Source organism: Halobellus inordinatus, from assembly GCF_024498335.1.
Taxonomy (GTDB): domain Archaea; phylum Halobacteriota; class Halobacteria; order Halobacteriales; family Haloferacaceae; genus Haloquadratum; species Haloquadratum inordinatus.
The window spans coordinates 1,165,319-1,185,593 of record NZ_CP101825.1; the positions used below are offsets into that span (position 1 = coordinate 1,165,319).

The window sequence follows — 20,275 nt, forward strand, 5'->3', positions numbered from 1 at the left end:
TCGGCCGGGAGTAAAGCGACTTCGGGTCGCATCGCGGCCGTCGGTTCTTCCATAGTCCCGACGGTATCAGGAGCGGTCGTCCGGCCGCCGGCGGACCCACTCGTCGTTCGCGTACTTCTCGTCCGCGCGCTCCCGCGCGCGTTCGAGCTCTGCATCGGTCCACTCGCCCTCCGTGGCGTCGGTCCACGTCGTGAGCGCCGCTTCGACGGCGGCGACCGTTTCGGCCCGCGAGACGTCGGCCAGTTCGTCGACGCCGACGACGCGCTCTCGGAACCGCCCGGGGTCGACGTCGTGGCCGTCGAAGACGTCGAGATGCTCGGCGGCGCGGGCCGAGTACGTGAGCGAACCGTGCTGGACGACGGCGTCGCGGCGGCGGTACTGCGCGTTGCCGCTGATCTTCCGCCCGTCGGCGACGATGTCGTGGGCGGGGTGCAGTTCGCGGAGGTAACACGCGGGCGACCAGATCTCGGGCATCGGGTCGGAGACGTAGTCGGCGTCGACGCCGAGACGGTCGAACGCGTCGAGGATCGGTTCACAGAGCAAGTGATAGGCGTCCATAAGGTCGCCCGGGAGTTCGGCCTTCGGCGCGACGATCGAGTACGAGACGTCGCCGTGGAGGTCGTGGTAGATACCTCCGCCCCCGGTCTGCCGGCGGGTGACTGAGATGCCTTCGTCGGCGCAGTGCTCCCAGTCGACGGTGTCGGGGTCCTGGCCGTAGCCGAGCGAGAGGGTGCTCGGGTCCCACCGGTAGACCCTGACCGTTCGCGGCCCGCCGTCGGCGGCCGTCTCTGCGGCCACCTCGTCGAGCGCCATTTGCATCGGCCCGTCGCGCGCCTCCTCGCCGATGAACCGCCACTCCCGGTCGGCGAGCGCCCCGGCCGTGTCCTCGGTCATACACGGAGGCTACGCCCGGTCGCTGAAAGCGGTTTCGTCAGAGAGCAGCCAAAAATCGGATTTCGTATAGCAATATCTCGTATATCAGCCGCTATACAGACTCGCGAGTCTTTTACGCGTCGCTACCCTCCGGTCGGTATGGTGCGGAACGTCGCCGGCGTGATGGCCGAACTCGAACCCGAGGACTTCTATCTTCTCTCCGGCGTCGAGCAGGGGATGCGCTTTTCGGAGTGGGTGAACCGCGAGAAACTCCCCGACCTCTCGAACCTCACGCCCGAGGAAGTCGAGTATCGTCTGGATAGATGTGCGAGCCGCGGGCTGATCGAGCGGAAGACGATCCAATACGAGGGCTACACGCTCACTGCCGAAGGGTACGACGCCCTCGCGCTACGGACGTTCTCCAAGCGCGGCACCGTCGAAGGCGTCGGCGCACCCCTCGGGGTCGGCAAGGAGAGCGACGTCCTCGAAGTGCAGTCGTACAAACCGATGGCGCTGAAGTTCCACCGGGAGGGCTACACCAACTTCCGCGAGGTGATGCGCGAGCGCGACTACACATCGGATAACCAACACGTATCGTGGCTCTACACGGCTCGAAAAGCTTCAGAGCGCGAGTACGAGGCGCTGGAGACGCTCTTTCCCGAGGTTTCGGTCCCACGTCCGATCGACCAGAACCGTCACGCCATCGTGATGGCGAAACTGGAGGGCGTCGAACTCGACCGCGCGAAACTCGCGGACGACCAGGTCGTCGGCGTCTTGGACCTGATTCTCCGGGAGGTCGCCGCCGCGTACGAGACCGGATACGTCCACGCGGATATGAGCGAGTACAACGTCGCCGTCAGCGAATCGGGCGTTACGATCTTCGACTGGCCGCAGGCCGTGCCGACGGATCACGAGAACGCCCGGGAACTCCTCGACCGCGACATCGACAACCTCCTCTCGTATTTCAACCGCAAGTATCCCGGCCACGTTCCCGACCTCGACGCCGACGCACTCGGGGACGCCGTCGCTGCCGACGACTTCCAAACGGCCCGAGATTACACGGTATAACTACCCCTTCCTCCTGATCTGGTCCGCTTTGGTCGCTGAACCGGCCTTTCCACGTTCCATCGATAAATGAGATACTGCGATACGAAATCGGACTACCGAGTGGTTTCGCTCGCTTTGCGCCTCTCCGTGCCTTTCGTATTCCCAGTGCAGCGTCGGCATCAGTAGGCGGCAGCGTTTCCGGCCAGTCGCTATCGTAGCATTTGCAAGTCCTCACTCATCGGATCGTACGCAGTCGTGCGATCGGATGCGCAATCAGTGGCAAATGCTCCTATGTGGGCTGTGATGTGACCTCGACGACGGACGATCATACGACGGCTGCGCCTCGAGCTACTGCCACCGACCTCGACGCCATACTAGCGAAACGAGAGTACATTCAAAACGTCCTGCACGCTCGGTCCCGAGGTTTCGTCTTTCCGGTCGATCGCCGTCCGACATAGGCGCCACGTCTGACGCGGGCGTTACGTTCATACACGATGACGACTAACCGGAATGTAGGGAATGAGGCGGGACTACTTCGAGTTGGACGTGGAAAACATCGACTGGGTCGAGAACGGTGGTGACCCCAAGAAGCCGCTGGTCCGCATCGCGTTTCACGGGCCGAAGGACGTGCTAGAGCGACGGCTCTCCGATCCGGACGGTACGTATCTCGACGCCAGCGAAACGGACGTTGCGTTTCGGCTGCAAGATCCGCTCGACGAGCCAGGTGCCGCTGGCGTCGTCAGCGTGACAAATCGAATTACGGGCGACTTCGTCCTCGAACTCAACGAGTCGGCGGACGACGTTCTCACGTTCATCCGCGCCGCTCGCGAGTACGGCCGCGACACGGCCGACTCCGAGGACGGGCGATATCGAGTCGAGGTGAGCATCGACGGCGAGAACGTCGTCGTCTACGAGAAACAGACGTTCCTCGTCTACGACGCCGACGGGAATCTCCTCAGGTCTCACAGTCTGATCCCGTCCGGCGTCGAACTCTAGACGCCGAATCGGTTCCATTTTAACGGACTCGCCGCTATCTGATCCATCGTGGAGAACGTCACCGACAGAACGAGCAACCCCTTCGATATGCGACCCCCCTGTGAGCGCTTCGTCCCTGGGTACGGCGACGCCAACGCGGATTTCCACGTCGTCGGCGACCACCCCGGCGTTCACGGCGGTCTCGATACCGGCGTTCCGTTCACCAACGACGCGGGCCGCCGACTGCAGGCCGCGCTGGCCGATGCCGGACTGCTGACCGCGACGGGCGCCGAACCAGAGCCGACGAAGACGTACTTTTCGTACCTGCATATGTGTGCGCCCGACGACGGAGAACCGACACCGTCGTCGTACGACGATCTAGAACGCTTCTTCGACGCCGAGCTGCGCGCGATCGCGGCGCACGTCCTCCTCCCGGTCGGCGCGCGCGCGACCGCACACGTCCTCGAAACGTACTCCGCGCAGGCGTGGAAGACAGACATCGAGATGGAGGCCCTCCACGGGACCGAACTGCGCGGCAGCGGCTTCCTCGTGCTTCCGATCAAAGACCCCGCCAAGTGGGACGACACCCATCACGACCGACTCGTCGAAGCGCTCGATACGCTCCGTTCGACGGACTTCCGTCGGGAGGCCGATCTCGGTCGATTCAGTGCGGGCAACGACCCGTATCTGGTCCGCTGACGTCGGCGCCGACCTCGACACAGCCGTCTCGAATCCAAGACGACGCTACTCTCGTTAGTGAGGCCCGGATCCCCAGCCTGTTAGAATTTTCAATAATTTATCCGGATAGTCTCGGATCATACGGCGATGACTCACGCGAGAATACATATTTAATCTTTCCAGAACCAAATTCGAATATTTCCATATGTATGTCTGCTCATCTGTGGTCGGGCGGTGGATATTGGCACCATCCGGGTGATTTTTGAATGCAAGCGTTCAACAGTCTCTCGACGCGCGTGGTCGATACCGGGCGCGTCACGTAAGGACCTGCGAGACTGGTGCTCTTCGCAGTGGCTTGGTCAGTCAGGGGTCCGCCCGATGCGGCCCCGCTTCCTTTCCAGCACAGAACCCTGCCAGCGGCGCTATTGTCCGACAAACAGCACTCGGCCGACGTCGGCGAGAAAGACGACGCTCGCGCCGATTGGAAGGACGACCAATAAGGCAAGCACGGCACCGTCCGGAACGGTGACGACGGGGCCAACGCCGAGACCGGCCAGCGGTGCGAGACTCCCGAGCAGATAGAGATACGCCGTCCCGTGTCCGAACGAGAGCACGACCGCCGTAAGCACGAGCGCCAGCGCGCCGACGCCCACCGGGAGGAGCAGCGTGAGTGGCACGTCGACTGTCGCCGTGCTGAGCACGAACGTCCCCGGCGCGGTAAGTGTCTGGGCCGTGGTCAGCGCCCCGATCGGATCCGCGGTGACTGCCGAGCGGAAGTTCGCGACCGCCGCCACGTTCGCATCGACGTACTGCCACAGTCCCACGAGGTAGAGCACTGCGGCACACAACACGCCGAACCACCCGTACAGCAACGGGCTTCCGAAACTCCGCGACGCATCCCCCGCCGACGTCGTCGCGTCCGCGGTCGCCCCCGCCGACTCTCTGGCACTGCTCGTGGTACGAGAGCCACTGCGCCCGGTCGTCGCCGACGACTGCCTTCCCCCGGTCGATCGGGACGTCGTCGACTGCGATCGCGACGCAGTCGATCGACTCCCGCTGGCTGTCGACGTTCGGGTCGTGCGATTGCCAGTCTCCGGCCCGCTGTCACGGTTTGCCCGCCGCTTCCGGCCGAATCGGCTCGACCCACTCGTGCTCCGACTCGTACTCGTGGACGACGAACGCTGCGTGTCGGACTGTGCGGTCCTGTCAGTGCTGGCTGTGTTCTCCGACGTGCCGGTCGCGCGGCCGCTCCGCTGCCCGCCAGCCGACCCGGGCCCCATCTTCGTCGGGAGGCCGTCGAGCCGTTTTCGGACGTACTTCGCGTGTCCCATCCGGTCGTAGGCCGCTCGTTTGGTCTCGTCTGAGAGCACCTCGTGGGCCGTCTTGAGCGTCTTGAACTGCGCGTTCGCCCGCGTGTCGTCGTTGACGTCCGGGTGGTACGTCCGAACTTTCTGTCGCCACGCGCGATCGATCTCGTCGGTCGAGGCGTCTTCGGACACCTCCAGCAGATCGTAGAAGTCCTCCATCCCCTGATCGCGCCGTTTGACACCGATCGAATTGAATGTACCGACGCGTCGGAGTCGACGGCCGCCGTCGTACCCGTGGTATGGTAACCCTCATTGTCGTCCGCACGGTGCCTGAGGGTATGGACGTCACCCGAATCTCGCTCGGCAACACCGTCTTCGAGGGAGAGAACAACGCCTATCTGCTCGATGGAGACGTAACCACGCTGGTCGACGTCGGTGCGTCGACTGCGAACGTCCGCGCGGATCTCCTCGACGGGCTCTCGGCTGCAGACGTGTCGGTCTCCGATCTCGACCGGATTCTCCTCACGCACTGGCACTCCGATCACACCGGCCTCGCGGGCGAACTGCAAGCGGAGTCCGGTGCGACGGTCTTCGCTCACGAAGCCGATCTCCCGCTGATCGCGGGCGACGACGACGCGCTCGCCGAACTGCGGGCGCTCCGCGAGGAACGATTCACGCAGTGGGGAATCCCGAAAGACAAGCGCGAGGAACTCGTCGCGGTCCAGTCGGCCTTCGAGGATGTGGCGGGCGATCCAGCCGACATCGAACCGCTCACGGACGGTGACCAGGTCGCCGCCGGTGACGGGGAACTGACCGTGTTCCACCTCCCCGGACACGCCGCAGGACAGATCGCGTTCACGTTCGATCGAGACGCGGACGACGGCCCGGATCCGGTCTCAGAGCCACGTTCGGAGGCGTTCGTCGGCGACGCGATCCTCCCCCAGTACACGCCGAACGTCGGCGGCGCGGACCTCCGATTGGACCGCCCACTCGAACACTACATCGACAGTCTGGATCGACTCATCGCCCGCGACTTCGATTACGCGTGGCCGGGCCACCGCGAACCGATCGAAGACCCGTCCGGACGCGCGCGCGTCATTCGCGAGCACCACCTCGAACGGACGAGTCGGGTCGTCGAGACGCTTCGAGAGCACGGGCCGGCGGACGCCTGGACGGTCAGCGCGCACCTGTTCGGCGAACTCGAAGACATCCACATCCTCCACGGTCCGGGCGAGGCGTTCGCCCATCTCGATCACCTCGAACACGCCGGCGTCGTCGAACGCGACGGCTCCGAATACCGGTTGGTCGAGACGGATCCCGACGTCGCGGCCCTGTTCCCGAATACGAAATACTGAAACGCCGCCGTGGGCAAAGAGCGGGTATGGAACTGCGGGTCATCGACAAGACGGACGAGGAACTCCGCATCGAGGTCGCGGGCGAGGATCACACGTTTATGAACGTGATCAAGGGCGCGCTCTTGGAGACCGAGGGCGTCGCCGCCGCGACCTACGACGTGAACCCCGAGCAGTCGGGCGGACAGACCGAACCGATCCTCTCGATCAAGACGGAGGCCGGCGTCGATCCGCTCGACGCGCTCGGCGACGCCTCTCGCAACGTGCAGACGACGGTCGAAGACTTCTCTGCGGCGTTCGAAGCCGCCCAGTAATCGAACTCGACGGACCGCCCGCGCGGGCGACGTCGGACTACAGCCGAACCGGGACGTCGCGCTCGTCGAGATACTCTTTGACGTCCTGGATGCTGTACTCGTCGAAGTGGAAGATCGACGCCGCGAGGCCGGCGTCGGCGTCCGCCTCGGTGAACACTTCGTACATATCCTCGGGGCTGCCACAGCCCGAGGAGGCGATCACGGGCGTCGAGACGGTATCACAGACGGCCTTCGTCAGCGGGATGTCGTAGCCGTCTTTCGTCCCGTCGGCGTCGATGGAGTTGACGAACAACTCGCCCGCACCGCGGGATTCGGCCTCGCTGGCCCACTCGACGACGTCGACGCCGGTGCCTTCGCGACCGCCTTTCACCGTGCACTCGAACCAGCAGGACTCGCCGTCGATCTCGACGTAGTGCTCGCCGCTCTCGTCGAAGCGCCGCTTCGCGTCGACGGAGATGACGATGCACTGCGAACCGAAGGCCCGCGCGCCCTCGTCGATCAGATCAGGGTTCTCCAGCGCCGCAGTGTTGATCGAGACTTTGTCCGCGCCCGCACGGAGCGTCTCTTTGATGTCCTCGCGGGTGCGGATCCCGCCGCCGACCGTGAGCGGGATGAACACCTCGTCGGCGACCTGCGAGACGGTGTCGAGCATCGTCTCGCGGCCCTTCGCCGAGGCGGTGATGTCGAGGAAGACGAACTCGTCGGCGCCCGCTTCGTTGTATCGCTTGGCCATCTCGACGGGGTCGCCCGTGTACTTCAGGTCCTCGAAGTTGACGCCGGTGTAGACCGCCGGGTTCCCGTCGTCGTCGAGGTCGACGTCGATGCAGGGGATGATCCGCTTCGTGAGCATTCGTTACGGGATGGTTCGCGGATCACCCGCTTGATGGTTTCGGCTACGGGCGGGTCCGGACGTCGCGGTCGTGAAACGGCGGCGAACGCGCCCCCGATTTTATATACGATGCCGGGGCCAGCCTCGCCGTGACTTGACCCCGGCCGCGGCGCGACACGCGGATGTGCGACACACCGCGCCGCGACGCTCCCGTGTCGCCTGTTCGCCCTGCACTCGCAGCTATAGGTCGTAGACGCGGGCTTCCCACGGACGCAACTCCAACGTTCCGCCGGGTAGCTCCTCGTGCGCACGCGCCTCCTCGGGGTAGTTTGCGATCAGTACGCCCGGGTCAGCGTCTTCTGTGACCTCTATCGGCGCTTCGACGGTCGTCGCTGTCCCGGAGACGTTGAGCACGACGAACCACGTGACGTCGCCGAGCGTCCGAGTGTACGCCCAGACGGACTCGTGATCCTGCAAGAGCGGGTCGTAGTCGCCGTACGTCATCACGTCGTGTTCGTCTCTGAGTGCGATCAGTCGCCGGTAGTAGTGCCAGACCGACTGCGGGTCCTCGCGCTGTGCGGCGACGTTGATCTCCTCGTAGTTCGGGTTCACCTTGATCCACGGCTCGGCGTCGGCATCGGTGAATCCGGCGTAGGCGTCGTCGGACCACTGCATCGGCGTCCGTGCGTTGTCTCGGCTGTTCGCCCGGATTTCGTCTGCAACCGCCTCGAAAGACTCGATTTCACCGCGTTCTATCGCTCGTCGGACCGGATTGCGAGTCTCGACGTCGCGAAACTCCGATAGCGACTCGAACGGGACGTTCGTCATCCCGAGCTCTTGGCCCTGGTAGATGTAGGGAGTTCCCCGGAGCGTGTGAAGCAGCGTCGCGAGCAGCGTCGCCGATTCTCGCCGGAACTCGCCGTCGTCGCCGAACCGCGAGACCGTCCGCGGCTGGTCGTGATTGCTGAAGTACAGCGCGTTCCATCCTTCGTCTGCGAGCCCGGACTGCCACCGATCGAAGACGGCCTTCAAATCGGTGAGGCTCCACTCGCGCGTCTCCCAGAGCCGCTCCCCACGTCCGAGACGCATATGTTCGAAGTGAAACAGCATCGAGAGCCCGTCGCGGTCAGGCCCCTGGCCGACGTACTGACGCGCGTGCTCCATTGGCATCTGCCAGCCAGTCATCTCGCCGACGGTGAGAAGGTCCGGCGAGAGCACCTTCTCGCGCATCTCCTGGAGGTACTCGTGGACGCGTGGCCCCTGTGTGACTCGATCGACCGTGTCGATGCCGCGTTCGGGATCCGTGGAGGGCAGTCCCGGCGGCTTCGAGACGAGGTTGATGACGTCCATCCGGAACCCGTCGATCCCCTTCTCGAGCCACCACTCCATCGTCTCGAACACTGCCTCGCGAACTGCTTCCGTCTCCCAGTTGAGGTCGGGTTGCTTCTCGTCGAACAGGTGGAGATACCACTCGCCGGTCGCCTCGTCGTAGGTCCACGCGGGGCCGCCGAAGAACGACTGCCAGTCGTTCGGCGGGGCTTCATCGGGTGGCCCGTCGCTGGCACTCCACGACACCGCCTCGGCGTCGTGTCCCTCGCGCCAGAAGTACCACTCGCGGCACTCGCTGTCTTTGGATCGCCGTGAGCGCTGGAACCACTCGTGCTCGTCTGAGGTGTGATTCGCGACGAGGTCCATCACGAGCCGGATGTCGCGACTGTGGAGCTCTGCGAGGAGTGCTTCCCAGTCGGCCATCGTTCCGAACTCGTCCATAATCGTGCGGTAATCCGAGACGTCGTAACCGTTGTCCGCGTTCGGCGACTCGTAGACCGGATTGAGCCAGACGACGTCGACGCCGAGGTCGTCGAGGTACTCGACCTTCGAGATAATGCCCGGGATGTCACCGATCCCGTCGCCGTTCGTGTCGTTGAACGACCGTGGGTAGATCTGATAGACGACTGCTTCCTTCCACCACCGTCGAACCTCTCCGTTCGGTAGCGTCTCCGTTTCGTCTCGTTTCTCACTCTCTTCTGAACCGGGCTCGGAGCCGTGCGTGCCATCCACTGTTCCCGATGATCTCGACGTCGACTCGTCGGGCTGTTCGCGGTCCATACGCCCGCGAGACGCCCCGATAAGTTATACTGTCGCCCGGTTGAGCGGCTATTCCGGGAGGATTTTATACACGACAGTCCACACCGTAGGTATGACAGACCACGACGACCATCACGACGATGCAGACGAGGACGGACGCGTCACCTCGCCGATGCAGGAGTTCGGAATGAGTCAGGTCACGACGGGCCTCGTGGTGCTCGTCGTCGGCCTCGCCATCGTTTTCGGCGTCCCGCTGTTCGTCTAATCGCGCCGCGTTCGAGCGACGAAAAGAACCGCTGTTTTCGCGCTGCGTCAGTCGAGTTCCGCTTCGAGCACGTCGCGAAGTGACGCGATTTCCGCGGCCTCGACCGCCAGGTTGTCGCCGCCGACCGAAAGCGAGAGCGTTCCGTCCGGCGTCGCCTCGCCCAGCGTCCGAACCGGCGCGACGTCCTCGAATGCGGCTTCGACGGCGTCGGGGTCGGTCGTCTCGACGACCGCACGGCCGGGCGTCTCCTCGAAGAGCGTGACGAGATCGTCGACAGCGACGTCGGCGCCGATGTCTTCGGTGACCATCTCCGCGAGCGTGACTGCGAGCCCGCCGTTGCTCACGTCGTGTACCGCGAGTGTCGCGTCGTCGTCCGCGACTTCAGCGAGCGTCGAGACGACGTCGCTGGCGTTCGCGGGCAGCGTCGGGAACTGATCGGAGCCACCGACTTGCGCGAGTAGCTCCGACCCACCGAGCGCGTCGCTGCCCTCGCCGACGAGGAGTAGGGTCCCCGCGCCGTCGAGCGCGGCTTCCGGCGCGTCGTAGCCCGCCTTTGCGCCGACCATCGCGAGCGTCGGCGTCGGGGGAATCGGCCCCGCGACCGAGTCGTTGTACAGCGAGACGTTCCCCCCGACGACCGGAACCGAGAGGTCCCGACACATATCGGCGAGGCCGTCGACGATCGCCGTGAATCGGCCGTACACGTCCGGTTTCTCGGGGTTGCCGCCGTTCAGGCAGTCGACCGCAGCCAGCGGCGTTGCGCCCTTCGCCGCGAGGTTCGTCGCGTTCTCCAGGGCGACAGCGCGGGCCCCGTCGTACGGCGCGCAGTCCGTCCACGCGGGCACCGCGCCCGAGGAGATCGCGAGGCCAGTCCCCGCTTCGCGGATCGCCATCACCGCGGCGTCGTCGCCGGGGCGGAGCGCGGTCCGCGCGCCGACCTCGTGATCGTACTGGCGGTAAACCCACCGTTTCGAGGCCGTGTTGGGCGCGCTGACGACCGCTTCGAATGCGGACGCGAGATCGATATCCGGTCGATCGCGCTGCGGTTGCTCGGGTTCGACGGTGTCGAGGTCGTTCATCGGTGCGCCGTCGGCGAGGAACTCCGCCGGCACGTCGACGACCGTTTCGCCCTCGAACGTGCAGACGTAGTTGCCGTCGGTCACCTCGCCGATGACCGAGCAGCCGAGGTCGTACTTCTCGGCGATCGCGGCGACGTCGTCGACGTCCTCGGGACGGACCTCGTAGCACATCCGCTCTTGGGACTCCGCGAGGACGATCTCCAGCGGATTCATATTCGGTTCGCGCTGGTGGACGCGCTCCAGTTCGATCCGTGCACCGAGGCCGCCCTTCGCGACGAGTTCCGAGGACGCGCCGCCGAGGCCGGCCGCGCCGAGGTCCCGCGCCGACTGAACGAGGTCGCCGTCGATGAGGTCCTCGTTCGCCTCGATGAGGAGTTTCTCCGAGTAGGGGTCGCCCACCTGCACGGCGGGGCGGTCCTCCGTCTCGGCGTCTTCGGCGAGGTCTTCGCTGGCGAAGGACGCGCCGCCGAGGCCGTCGCGTCCGGTCGCGTTGCCGACGAGGACGAGTTTGTTACCGGGCTGCTGAGCCTCGGCGGTCACGAGGCGCTCTTCGTCGAGCAGTCCGACGCAAGCGACGTTGACAAGCGGGTTGCCCTCGTAGTCGTCGTGGAACTCCACGCTTCCTGCGACCGTCGGCACGCCGATCGCGTTGCCGTAGTCGGAGATGCCCTCGACGACGCCGTCGAGGAGGTAGCGAGTGTGCTCGCGGTCGAAGCCGCCGAAGTAGAGGCTGTCGGCGAGCGCGATCGGATACGCGCCCATCGAGAGCGTGTCGCGGACGATGCCGCCGACGCCCGTCGCCGCGCCGTCGTAGGGATCGACGTACGACGGGTGGTTGTGGCTCTCGATGCCCATCGTGATGTACGTCTCCTCGTCGGCGTCGCCATCGTTGTCGGGCAGACGGACGACGGCAGCGTCGTCCCCGGGACCGACGACGACCTGCTCTCCGTCCGAAGAGAACGCAGAGAGGAGGGGTCGAGACGAGCGATACGCGCAGTGTTCGCTCCAGAGATTCTCGAACAGCGCGGCCTCCGTCTGGGTGGGGTCGCGCCCGAGTTCGGCCGTAACGAGTTCGCGATCAGAGTCCGGCAGGCTCATTCACTTCCCTGTTCAAGTAGGCGCGATTAATGCTTTTCTGTATGCACGGACGTGCATTTCATCGGCGTGAGATAGTGGCGTGGTGACGCACCGCGAGGCGTGGACCGGGTCGCTTTTTTAACCTGGGTTTCTATGCTCACCCGTGCTATCGGTCGAGCTGCACGCGCACTCGTCGCTGTCGTACGACGGCCGCGACCCGGTCGAACTGCTCTTAGCGCAGGCGGAGGCGGTCGGCCTCGACGCGCTCGCAGTGACGGATCACGACGAGATCGACGCGAGCCTGGAAGCCGCGGCGCTGGCACCGGAGTACGGCCTCGTCGGAATCCCGGCGATGGAGGTGACGTCGGCTGCGGGCCACATCCTCGCGTTCGGCATCGACGAACTCGTACCGGCGGGGCTCTCCTACGACGAGACGCTCGACCGCATCCACGAACAGGGCGGCGTCGCCGTCGTCCCGCACCCGTTTCAGTCCTCACGGCACGGCGTCGCAGCCCATATCAGCCGGGACCAGCTCGCCGACGCCGACGCCATCGAGGTGTACAACTCCCGGCTGTTCACCGGCTGGGCCAACCGCAAGGCAAAGCGCTTTGCGACCGCTCGCGGACTGCCGATGACCGCCGGCAGCGACGCCCACATCAGCGAGATGGTCGGCCAGGCCGTCACGCAGGTCGGGACGGACGACCGCTCGGTCGAGGGAATCCTCGACGCGATCGTCGCCGGTGAGACGAGCGTCGTCGGCAGTCGGACGCCCTGGCGCATCTCCTTCAGGCAGTTCGGCGGCGGCATCAAGCGCCGAATCAAGCGTACCGTCTCGGATCTGGTGTAGATGTCGTCCGAGGAGACGGCGACGTCCGGCGCGGACGCCCCGCTCGACGGTGCCGCTCTCGAAGTGGTTCGTGACGCGACCGAGACGCGGGAGCCGCTCCCGGGAACCGGGGGCTTCGCGGGCGAGATCGACGGCAATCTCGTCCGTGACGTCCTCGGACGCCGTCCGCTTTTCGTCGACGCCGACGACGCCTCGGCGTGGGCGTTCGACCCGCGCGAACTTCCAGCACCGGTTTCGGTGCCGGCCGGAACGGTCGTTCCGGTCGGGGAACGACCAGACTCCGACGCCTCCGACCGCCGCTGGACGCTTCCGGACCCCGATCCGACTGAGGACGACGACGCGGCGCTGGCCGCGGTCCGCGACGCCGTGCTCGCTCGAACGCGGGCGCTCGGTGGCGACGACTCCACGGGCGACGTCGCCGTCGCGTTCTCCGGCGGCGTCGACTCCGCCGTCGTCGCTACGGGCGTTCCCGACGCGCCGTGTTACGTCGCCGGCTTCGAGGGCTGCCACGACGTCGCTGCCGCGCGCGCGGCGGCTGCCGAGATGGACCGGGATCTCCGCGTCGTTGAACTCACACACGACGATATCCGCGAGGCCGTACTGGCCCTCGTCGACGTTCTCGGCCGCACGAACCCGATGGACCTCTCGATTGCGCTCCCGCTCTTTCTCGTCGCCGAGCGCGCGGCCGCCGACGGCTTCGATCGTCTCGCACTCGGCCAGGGGGCAGACGAACTGTTCGGCGGCTACGCGAAGGTCGAAAAGGCCCCCGACGACCCCCGCGTCGCAGCCGACACTGTCCGGGGCGCGCGGCACGAACTCCTCGGGACGCTCCCCGATCAGGCCGAGCGCGACGTCCTCGCGGTCCGCGCCGCCGGGATCGAACCCGTCGCGCCGCTGCTTCACGACGACGTCGTCGCGGCCGCGCTCGACCTCCCCGGCCACCTCCTCGTGGATGGCGACCGACGGAAGGTCGCGCTTCGGGAGGTGGCGCGCGGCGTCGTCCCCGACTCGGTCCGGACCGCAGACAAGAAGGCCGTCCAGTACGGGACGTACGTCTCGCGCGAACTCGACCGGCTGGCCCGCCGTGCGGGCTACAAGCGCCGGATGGACGATCACGTCGAGCGCTACGTCCGGGCGCTCGTGAGCGACGGTCCCGTCACGCCGCCCGACTCCGAGTCGTAACCGGGTCGCGTCGGCGGACCGCTATTCTTCGGCGCGCTCGGCGGCCTCGATCGCTTCCAGGGAGAACTGCACCGTGTCGGGGTCGATTTCGCTTTCGCGGAGATCCTGTTCGTCGTACCAGTTCCAGACCGCCGCGTCGGCCTCGTCGTCGCCGTTCGGGTCGATCTCGCGGGAGTTCACACGCGCGAAGTAGACGTGGTCGATGTGCTGGTGGCCGATCGTCCCGTCGTCGTGGACGTTGATGTCGTAGAGCATCTGGTGGCGCGGCCGCGGGAGTTTGCGGCCCGCGGGCGCGTCGACGGCGTCGGTCCCGTCGAGCAACTCGGCGTCGAGGCCCGTCTCCTCGCGGACCTCGCGCAGCCCGGCCTCGTGCGGCAGTTCGTCGCGGTCGACGTGGCCGCCGGGCGGGATCCGGATGCCGAGGCGCCCGTGCCGATGCAGCGCGACCGCTCCGCTCTCGACGATGTAGACCGTCGCAGTGAAATGACGCGTCGTCTCCATACTGATCCGTTCGCGGCCCCACGGGAGTCTCTTACTATCCCGTAGGCGAGGCTGTCCGGGGCTCAGTGTGCCGCTTACTGCTCGCCTGTCGGGCCGTCGCCGCCTCCGGCGGCACGCCAGAGCGCACCGAAACCCTTACTCCCAGGCCACGGTTCCTCACGGATATGAGCGAGACGCCCGTCGACGCCGAGGAGGTCGAACACGTCGCGGAGCTAGCGCGTGTCGATCTCGACGACGACGAAGTCGACGCGTTCACGACGCAGTTCGCGGAGATCCTCGAGTACTTCGAGGCCCTCGACGAGGTGCCCGAAGTCGAGAGCGAAGCCGACCTCGTGAACGTGATGCGACCCGACGAGGTCGAAGCGAGCCTCGATCAGGAGGAGGCACTGCAGAACGCTGCAGAGACCGAAGACGGCTTCTTCAAAGGCCCGCGGGTGTCATAATGAGCCAGAACGCGTTCATCACCGAGGAGACGATCGAGGGGGCCGACGACGGCCCGCTCGCGGACGCGACCGTCGCCGTCAAGGACAACATCAGCACCGAAGGCGTCCGCACGACGTGCGGGTCGGCGATGCTCGAATCGTACGTCCCGCCCTACGACGCGACCGTCGTCGAGCGCCTGAAAGACGCGGGCGCGACCATCGTCGGCAAGGCCAATATGGACGAGTTCGGGATGGGCGGCACAACCGAGACGTCGGCCTACGGCGCGGTGAAGAACCCCGTCGACGAGGGTCACGTTCCCGGCGGTTCGTCCGGCGGTTCGGCAGCCGCCGTCGCGGCCGGCGACGCGGACCTCGCGCTCGGCTCCGATACGGGCGGCTCCGTCCGCAACCCCGCCGCGTTCTGCGGCGTCGTCGGCATCAAGCCCACCTACGGCCTCGTCTCGCGCTACGGCCTCGTCGCCTACGCGAACTCCCTCGAACAGATCGGGCCGATCGGCACCAGCGTCGAGGAGACCGCCGCGCTCTTAGACGTCATCTCCGGCCCGGATCCGAAGGACTCGACGACCCGGTTCGACCTCGACGAGGACGGTGAGGACGCTGCACACCCCGCGGCTGACTCGAACTACGCCGGGGCCGCCGACGGCGACGTCGACGGGATGACGATCGGCGTCATCACCGACCTCCTCGAAGGCGCGGACGACCGCGTCGTCGAGGTGTTCGAGGCGTCCCTCGAAGACCTCCGCGCACAGGGTGCAGAGACGGTCGAGGTCTCGCTGGATTCCCTCGAACACGCGGTGCAGGCGTACTACGTCATCGCGATGTCGGAGGCGTCCTCGAACCTCGCGCGCTTCGACGGCGTCAGATACGGCCAGCCCGGGGGCTACGAGGGCAACTGGAACGACGCCTTCGCCCGCGCCCGCGAGGAAGGCTTCGGCGAGGAGGTCAAGCGACGCATCCTGCTCGGCACCTACGCGCTCTCGGCGGGCTACCACGACAAGTACTACAAGAAAGCCCAGGATGCCCGGGCGTGGGTGAAACGCGACTTCGACGACGCCCTCGATCAGGCGGACGTGCTGGCGACGCCGACGATGCCCGTGCTCCCGCCCGAACTCGGCGAGAGCCTGGACGACCCGCTTCAACTGTATCTGATGGACGCGAACACCGTCCCGGTCAATCTCGCGAACCTCCCCGCCATCTCCGTGCCCGCGGGCGAGGCCGACGGTCTCCCGGTCGGCCTGCAACTGATCGGACCGAAGTTCGGCGAGGAGTCGATCGTCCGCGCCGCGTCGGCCGTCGAGGACTGACCGCCGCAGTCGGGAGTCTCGACAGATCCCGGAGGCGTTGCGCAGGTAACGGTATATTTTCAACGGTGGGCCATCCACCTCAAACAGATCGCGAGATGTACATTACCGTCGTCGGAGCGGGCAGTATCGGTACGCCGCTCATCGAGATTGCAACCGAAGGCGGAAACGAAGTCGTCGTCATTGAGCGCGACGAGGAAAAGGCCGAGGCCGCTGCGACGGCGTTCGACTGTCTCGTTCTCAACGACGACGCCACGGAAAAGGAGACACTGCTGGACGCTGGCGCCGAGCGCGCTGACGCGCTCATCTCCACCACCGACCAGGACGCTACAAATATTATGGTCTGTCTGCTCTCGAAGGAACTGGAGATCCCCGATATCGTTTCTGTCGTCCACAATCCCGATCATATGACGCTCTATCGTCAGATCGGCGTGAACACGATGGAGAACCCCCAGCGGCTGATCGCGGAATATCTCTATCGCGCAGTCAAGTACCCCTCGATTGCCGACTATATGCGAATCGGCGACGAGGCGGCAGTCTTCGAGATCGAGGTCGCCCCCGACGCTCCCATCGCCGGGATGTCGATCAGCGAGGCGGCCGAAGCCGACCTCCTCCGGAGCGATATGCTCGTCGTCGCCGTCGAGCGCGACGGAACGGGCAGCCCGATCACCCCCCGCGGCGGCACGGTGCTCCAAGGCGGCGACCTCCTGACGGTTTACTCTGCACGGGGCGCGACACCCGAGGTGACGGACGTGTTTGGCTACTACGAGGACCACTGATGGTTCGCCCACGCGACAGGGACGTCTCGGGATGGCCGCGGGACCTGGCGACCATCGCTCGCGACGTCGGCTCGCTGCTCACGATGGAGGCGGTACTGATGACCGCCTCGGTCCTCGTCGCTGTCGTCTTCCGCGAGTGGTACGTCGCTCTCGCGTTCGCTCTCGCTGGGGGTATCACCGCCTTCGTTGGCCTCGGCGCGCGTCGTGCGTTCACGTCTGCGCCTGACCCACGAATGAAGCACGGGATGATCGTCGCCGCGGCCGGCTGGTTGCTCGTCGCCGTCTTCGGGTCGCTCCCCTTCTTATTCTCGGCGCGGTTCGTCCCCGCCGACGTCGCCGTCGGGTACGTTCCTGCGGGCGCAGACTACGCGCGGTCGAGCCTCGCATACTTTTCGAACCCGCTCCACGCCTTCTTCGAGAGTATGAGCGGATGGACCGGGAGCGGGCTTACGATGGCGGTCCACGAACCCTCGCTCCCGCGGACGATCCAGTGGTGGCGCTCGCTGATCCAGTGGGTCGGCGGCGTCGGAGTGATCGTCCTCACCGTCTCGATCCTCGCGCGGCCAGGGAGCGGAAGCTACGCGCTCTATCGTTCTGAGACCCGCGAGGAGAAGATCCATCCGAGTATCGTCTCGACGGTCCGGACGGTCTGGAAGATTTTCTTCGGCTATACGGTCGTCTCGATTCTGGTTCTTTTTGCCGCAATCCTCGCATCCGACTACGGCTCGCAACTCCCGCTCTGGCGCGCCGGCTGGCAGGCGCTCAACCACGCGATGACGGGACTTTCGACCGGAGGATTCTCTGTTACCGACAATTCGATCGCGACCTACGATTCGCCGCTCATCGAGTCGGTACTCCTCCCCGTGATGGCGCTCGGCGCTATCGCTTTCCCTGTTCACTACACCGTGCTCGCCGATCGCGACGTCCGGGCGCTCGTCTCGGACCTCCAGACGCGGTGGTTACTCCTCTTATTTCTCCTCGGCGCCATCGTTCTCATCGTCCAGAACGTCGTCTCGATCCCCGCGACCGAGGGAGCGTTCGACGCCTCAGAGTGGTTCGGGATCGGATCGGTGCTCGGGCCTCTTGTGGCCGGCGCCGCTCGTGACTCTACATTCCAGTGGATAAGCGCGCTTTCCTGTACGGGGTTTCAGTCAGCACCGATCGGTCGCTGGACGGCCGGCGGCAAGGTCCTCGTGTCGAGTGCGATGGTGCTTGGCGGCGCCGCCGGATCGACCGTTGGGGGTATCAAGATCATTCGTGGCTACGTCATCGGTCGGGGCATCGCGTGGCAGTTCCACCGCGTATTTCTCCCGTCCAGCGCGGTTGTTGGAACGCGGCTGAACGGTCGCCGACTGAACCGCGAGGAAATGGAGCAGGAGTTCTCTGAGGCCGCTATTGTCACCCTGCTCTGGCTTCTCGTCCTCGTAGGGTCGAGCCTCGTCCTCGTCAACCTCGCTGGCCCGGAGTTCTCCTACGCGGATGCGCTCTTCGAGGTCGCATCCGCCCAGGGCAACGTCGGGCTCTCGACGGGTATCACCGGTCCGACGATGCATCCCGTCGCTGAGGCAATGTTTCTCCTGAATATGTGGATTGGACGGCTGGAGATCATTCCGATCCTCGTCTTTGCGCGGTCAGTGCTGTACGGGCTCGATCCCTGAATGGGGTCACTGCCCGGCCGCTCACCGACTCCAGTACTCGGGGGTCAACAGCACGAGTACGGGGATAATCTCTAGACGTCCGATCCACATCAGAACGAACATAAAGAACTTGCTCGCGTTCGAGAACGCGAGATAGCTCCCCATCGGCCCAACTGTACCGAATCCCGGTCCGACGTTCCCGAGCGTTGCTGCCGTCGCTGACAGCACTTCTAGAATCGTGAGACTCAGTCCGACCCGCACCGCGTCGAGGAAGATGATCCCGGCCGCGACAAAAAAGATGATCAGATACAGGAGCGTGAAGGCGTATATGCCACGGACCGCACGCTCGTCGAGCGTCCGGCCGCCGAGCCGAACGGGACGGATCGCTTCGGGATGTGCGGTGGTGAAGAGCTCTCGACGGACGGATTTGAGGATCACGTACCAGCGGACGATCTTGACCGCGCCACCAGTCGATCCAGCCGAACCACCGATGAACATCGCGAAAAGCAGGAGATACTGCGCCGCAGTCCCCCACGCGTTGAAGTCCATATTCGCGTACCCAGTCGTTGTAACGATCGATGCGGCCTGAAACGCCGCGTAGCGTAGCGAGGGTTCGAGCTGTCCGACGATTTCTGTCCGGAACCTCTCTAGGTAGGCGGCGTCGAAAGTCTCACCAGCCGGGGCCGCACTGATGAGTCCGTCGGCGAACAGGACCGCCGTGATGACGGCCGTCAGGGTCGCTATCACGCCGACATAGAACCGGAACTCCGAGTCGCGGACGAGCCGCTTCGGCTCGCCGGTGAGCACGTGCCAGAACAGCGCGAAGTTCGTCCCGGCGGCGATCATAAAGGGAATGATGATCCACTGCGCCGCGGCGCTGAATGCTTCGATACTACGGGCCTCCGGCGAGAACCCGCCTGTCGGCATCGTTGTTAGGCCGTGAGAGACGGCGTTGTAGAGCGTCATTGTCTGATCCACGCCGACCAGGTGGAGACTGTAGAGCAGTCCGATCTCCAGGATCGTCAGTCCAAGGTACGCCCCCCACAGCGCCCGCGCCGTTTCGGCGATTCGCGGGGTTAGCTTCTCAATACCTGGCCCCGGTGCTTCGGCGTCCATCAGCTGTGCGCCCCCGACCGAGAGTTCGGGGAGGACCGCCACCGCGAGGACGACGATACCCATCCCGCCGAGCCACTGGGTAAGCTGTCGCCACAGCATAATCCCCCGTGTGTGCGATTCGAAAGAGATGTCGCCCAGCACGGTCGCTCCGGTGGTCGTAAACCCGCTCATCGTCTCGAAGAGCGCGTTCGCTGGGTTCGCGAGCGTCGACTCGGGATGGACGGGTGCGACGAGCGGCGGGAGGCCGTTCGCCTCGATGAGATATGGGATGGCCCCGACGAGGGCGACGGCGAACCACGTCGCTGCGACCATCAGAAAGCCCTCGCGCGCCCGGAGGTCCGGGTCGGGTTCGAGGCGTTCGAGTCCGACACCGACTATGACGGTGACGAGAATCGTCGCGAGGAAGGGCGCGACCGTCTCCCCGTAGTAGAGTGCGACGACGAGCGGGAAACAGAGTGGGACCGCGAGGTACTTCAGCACGGACCCGACGAGGCTGAAACTGGCGCGGGCGTCGACTCGTAGAGTCATCGGAGCTGTGGCCGCTGGCTCTCGCTGACGGAGGGAAGATGTTTCGATCCGGTGATC

At 65.5% G+C, this 20,275-nt stretch carries 19 protein-coding genes; 12 read left to right on the forward strand and 7 right to left on the reverse strand.

Annotated features, from left to right (window positions below):
- Positions 1-66 precede the first annotated feature (66 nt).
- Positions 67-894 carry a lipoate--protein ligase family protein gene (locus tag NO362_RS05975; RefSeq protein ID WP_256546482.1) on the reverse strand — a complete coding sequence of 276 codons (828 nt, stop codon included), beginning with the start codon at positions 892-894 and terminating at the stop codon, positions 67-69.
- 138 nt (positions 895-1,032) lie between these two features.
- Between NO362_RS05975 and NO362_RS05980 the strand changes: the two genes are divergently transcribed.
- From NO362_RS05980 to NO362_RS05990, 3 genes are all read left to right on the forward strand, one after another.
- Complete coding sequence (locus NO362_RS05980) at positions 1,033-1,941, forward strand: serine/threonine-protein kinase RIO2 (protein WP_256546483.1); 909 nt, start codon at positions 1,033-1,035, stop codon at positions 1,939-1,941.
- Between the two features lie 498 nt (positions 1,942-2,439).
- Positions 2,440-2,916 carry a DUF5793 family protein gene (locus NO362_RS05985; RefSeq protein ID WP_121568850.1) on the forward strand — a complete coding sequence of 159 codons (477 nt, stop codon included), beginning with the start codon at positions 2,440-2,442 and terminating at the stop codon, positions 2,914-2,916.
- Between the two features lie 48 nt (positions 2,917-2,964).
- On the forward strand, positions 2,965-3,594 hold the full coding sequence (locus NO362_RS05990; protein WP_256546484.1) for a uracil-DNA glycosylase family protein: 630 nt from the start codon (positions 2,965-2,967) through the stop codon (positions 3,592-3,594).
- Positions 3,595-3,995: 401 nt separating this feature from the next.
- Here the strand turns inward: NO362_RS05990 and NO362_RS05995 are convergent, their stop codons facing one another.
- Positions 3,996-5,099 carry a J domain-containing protein gene (locus NO362_RS05995; RefSeq protein ID WP_256546485.1) on the reverse strand — a complete coding sequence of 368 codons (1,104 nt, stop codon included), beginning with the start codon at positions 5,097-5,099 and terminating at the stop codon, positions 3,996-3,998.
- 119 nt (positions 5,100-5,218) lie between these two features.
- Between NO362_RS05995 and NO362_RS06000 the strand changes: the two genes are divergently transcribed.
- The gene (locus tag NO362_RS06000) at positions 5,219-6,235 is read left to right on the forward strand and encodes an MBL fold metallo-hydrolase (protein ID WP_256546607.1); all 1,017 of its coding nucleotides are present in this window, start codon (positions 5,219-5,221) and stop codon (positions 6,233-6,235) included.
- A gap of 26 nt (positions 6,236-6,261) precedes the next feature.
- A complete protein-coding gene (locus NO362_RS06005) occupies positions 6,262-6,546 on the forward strand; it encodes a DNA-directed RNA polymerase subunit L (RefSeq protein WP_121568846.1) in 285 nt (94 codons plus the stop codon).
- A gap of 37 nt (positions 6,547-6,583) precedes the next feature.
- On the opposite strand, the gene hisF is transcribed toward NO362_RS06005, so the two are convergent.
- Positions 6,584-7,396: an imidazole glycerol phosphate synthase subunit HisF gene (gene hisF / locus NO362_RS06010; protein ID WP_256287890.1), complete on the reverse strand. Its 813-nt coding sequence runs from the start codon at positions 7,394-7,396 to the stop codon at positions 6,584-6,586.
- 219 nt (positions 7,397-7,615) lie between these two features.
- Complete coding sequence (locus NO362_RS06015; protein WP_256546486.1) at positions 7,616-9,484, reverse strand: glycoside hydrolase family 13 protein; 1,869 nt, start codon at positions 9,482-9,484, stop codon at positions 7,616-7,618.
- Between the two features lie 91 nt (positions 9,485-9,575).
- Here NO362_RS06015 and NO362_RS06020 point away from each other — a divergent pair, with 91 nt between their 5' ends.
- Entirely contained in the window at positions 9,576-9,728 is a 153-nt protein-coding gene (locus tag NO362_RS06020; RefSeq protein WP_256546487.1) for a DUF7550 family protein, read from the forward strand.
- A 47-nt stretch (positions 9,729-9,775) separates the two neighbouring features.
- Here the strand turns inward: NO362_RS06020 and purL are convergent, their stop codons facing one another.
- Positions 9,776-11,905 (reverse strand): phosphoribosylformylglycinamidine synthase subunit PurL, encoded by a 2,130-nt coding sequence (purL, locus tag NO362_RS06025; RefSeq protein ID WP_256546488.1) that lies wholly within the window; start codon positions 11,903-11,905, stop codon positions 9,776-9,778.
- A gap of 142 nt (positions 11,906-12,047) precedes the next feature.
- Between purL and NO362_RS06030 the strand changes: the two genes are divergently transcribed.
- Positions 12,048-12,731, forward strand: a complete 684-nt coding sequence (locus NO362_RS06030; protein ID WP_256287893.1) for a PHP domain-containing protein — start codon at positions 12,048-12,050, stop codon at positions 12,729-12,731.
- Complete coding sequence (locus tag NO362_RS06035; protein WP_256546489.1) at positions 12,732-13,913, forward strand: asparagine synthase C-terminal domain-containing protein; 1,182 nt, start codon at positions 12,732-12,734, stop codon at positions 13,911-13,913.
- A gap of 21 nt (positions 13,914-13,934) precedes the next feature.
- Here the strand turns inward: NO362_RS06035 and NO362_RS06040 are convergent, their stop codons facing one another.
- Positions 13,935-14,414, reverse strand: coding sequence for an NUDIX hydrolase (locus NO362_RS06040; protein ID WP_256546490.1), 480 nt, complete (start codon positions 14,412-14,414; stop codon positions 13,935-13,937).
- A 164-nt stretch (positions 14,415-14,578) separates the two neighbouring features.
- Between NO362_RS06040 and gatC the strand changes: the two genes are divergently transcribed.
- The 4 genes from gatC (at position 14,579) to NO362_RS06060 (ending at position 18,595) form a co-directional block, all read left to right on the forward strand.
- On the forward strand, positions 14,579-14,857 hold the full coding sequence (gene gatC / locus NO362_RS06045; protein ID WP_121568838.1) for an Asp-tRNA(Asn)/Glu-tRNA(Gln) amidotransferase subunit GatC: 279 nt from the start codon (positions 14,579-14,581) through the stop codon (positions 14,855-14,857).
- On the forward strand, positions 14,857-16,161 hold the full coding sequence (gene gatA / locus NO362_RS06050) for an Asp-tRNA(Asn)/Glu-tRNA(Gln) amidotransferase subunit GatA (RefSeq protein WP_256546491.1): 1,305 nt from the start codon (positions 14,857-14,859) through the stop codon (positions 16,159-16,161). Before gatC ends, gatA begins: the two co-directional genes overlap by 1 nt.
- Positions 16,162-16,256: 95 nt before the next feature.
- A complete protein-coding gene (locus tag NO362_RS06055; RefSeq protein ID WP_256546492.1) occupies positions 16,257-16,937 on the forward strand; it encodes a potassium channel family protein in 681 nt (226 codons plus the stop codon).
- Positions 16,937-18,595, forward strand: coding sequence for a TrkH family potassium uptake protein (locus NO362_RS06060; RefSeq protein ID WP_256546493.1), 1,659 nt, complete (start codon positions 16,937-16,939; stop codon positions 18,593-18,595). The genes NO362_RS06055 and NO362_RS06060 overlap by 1 nt, the downstream gene beginning before the upstream one ends.
- A gap of 21 nt (positions 18,596-18,616) precedes the next feature.
- Here NO362_RS06060 and NO362_RS06065 read toward each other — a convergent pair whose 3' ends face one another.
- Positions 18,617-20,218 (reverse strand): TrkH family potassium uptake protein, encoded by a 1,602-nt coding sequence (locus NO362_RS06065; RefSeq protein WP_256546494.1) that lies wholly within the window; start codon positions 20,216-20,218, stop codon positions 18,617-18,619.
- Positions 20,219-20,275: the final 57 nt, after the last annotated feature.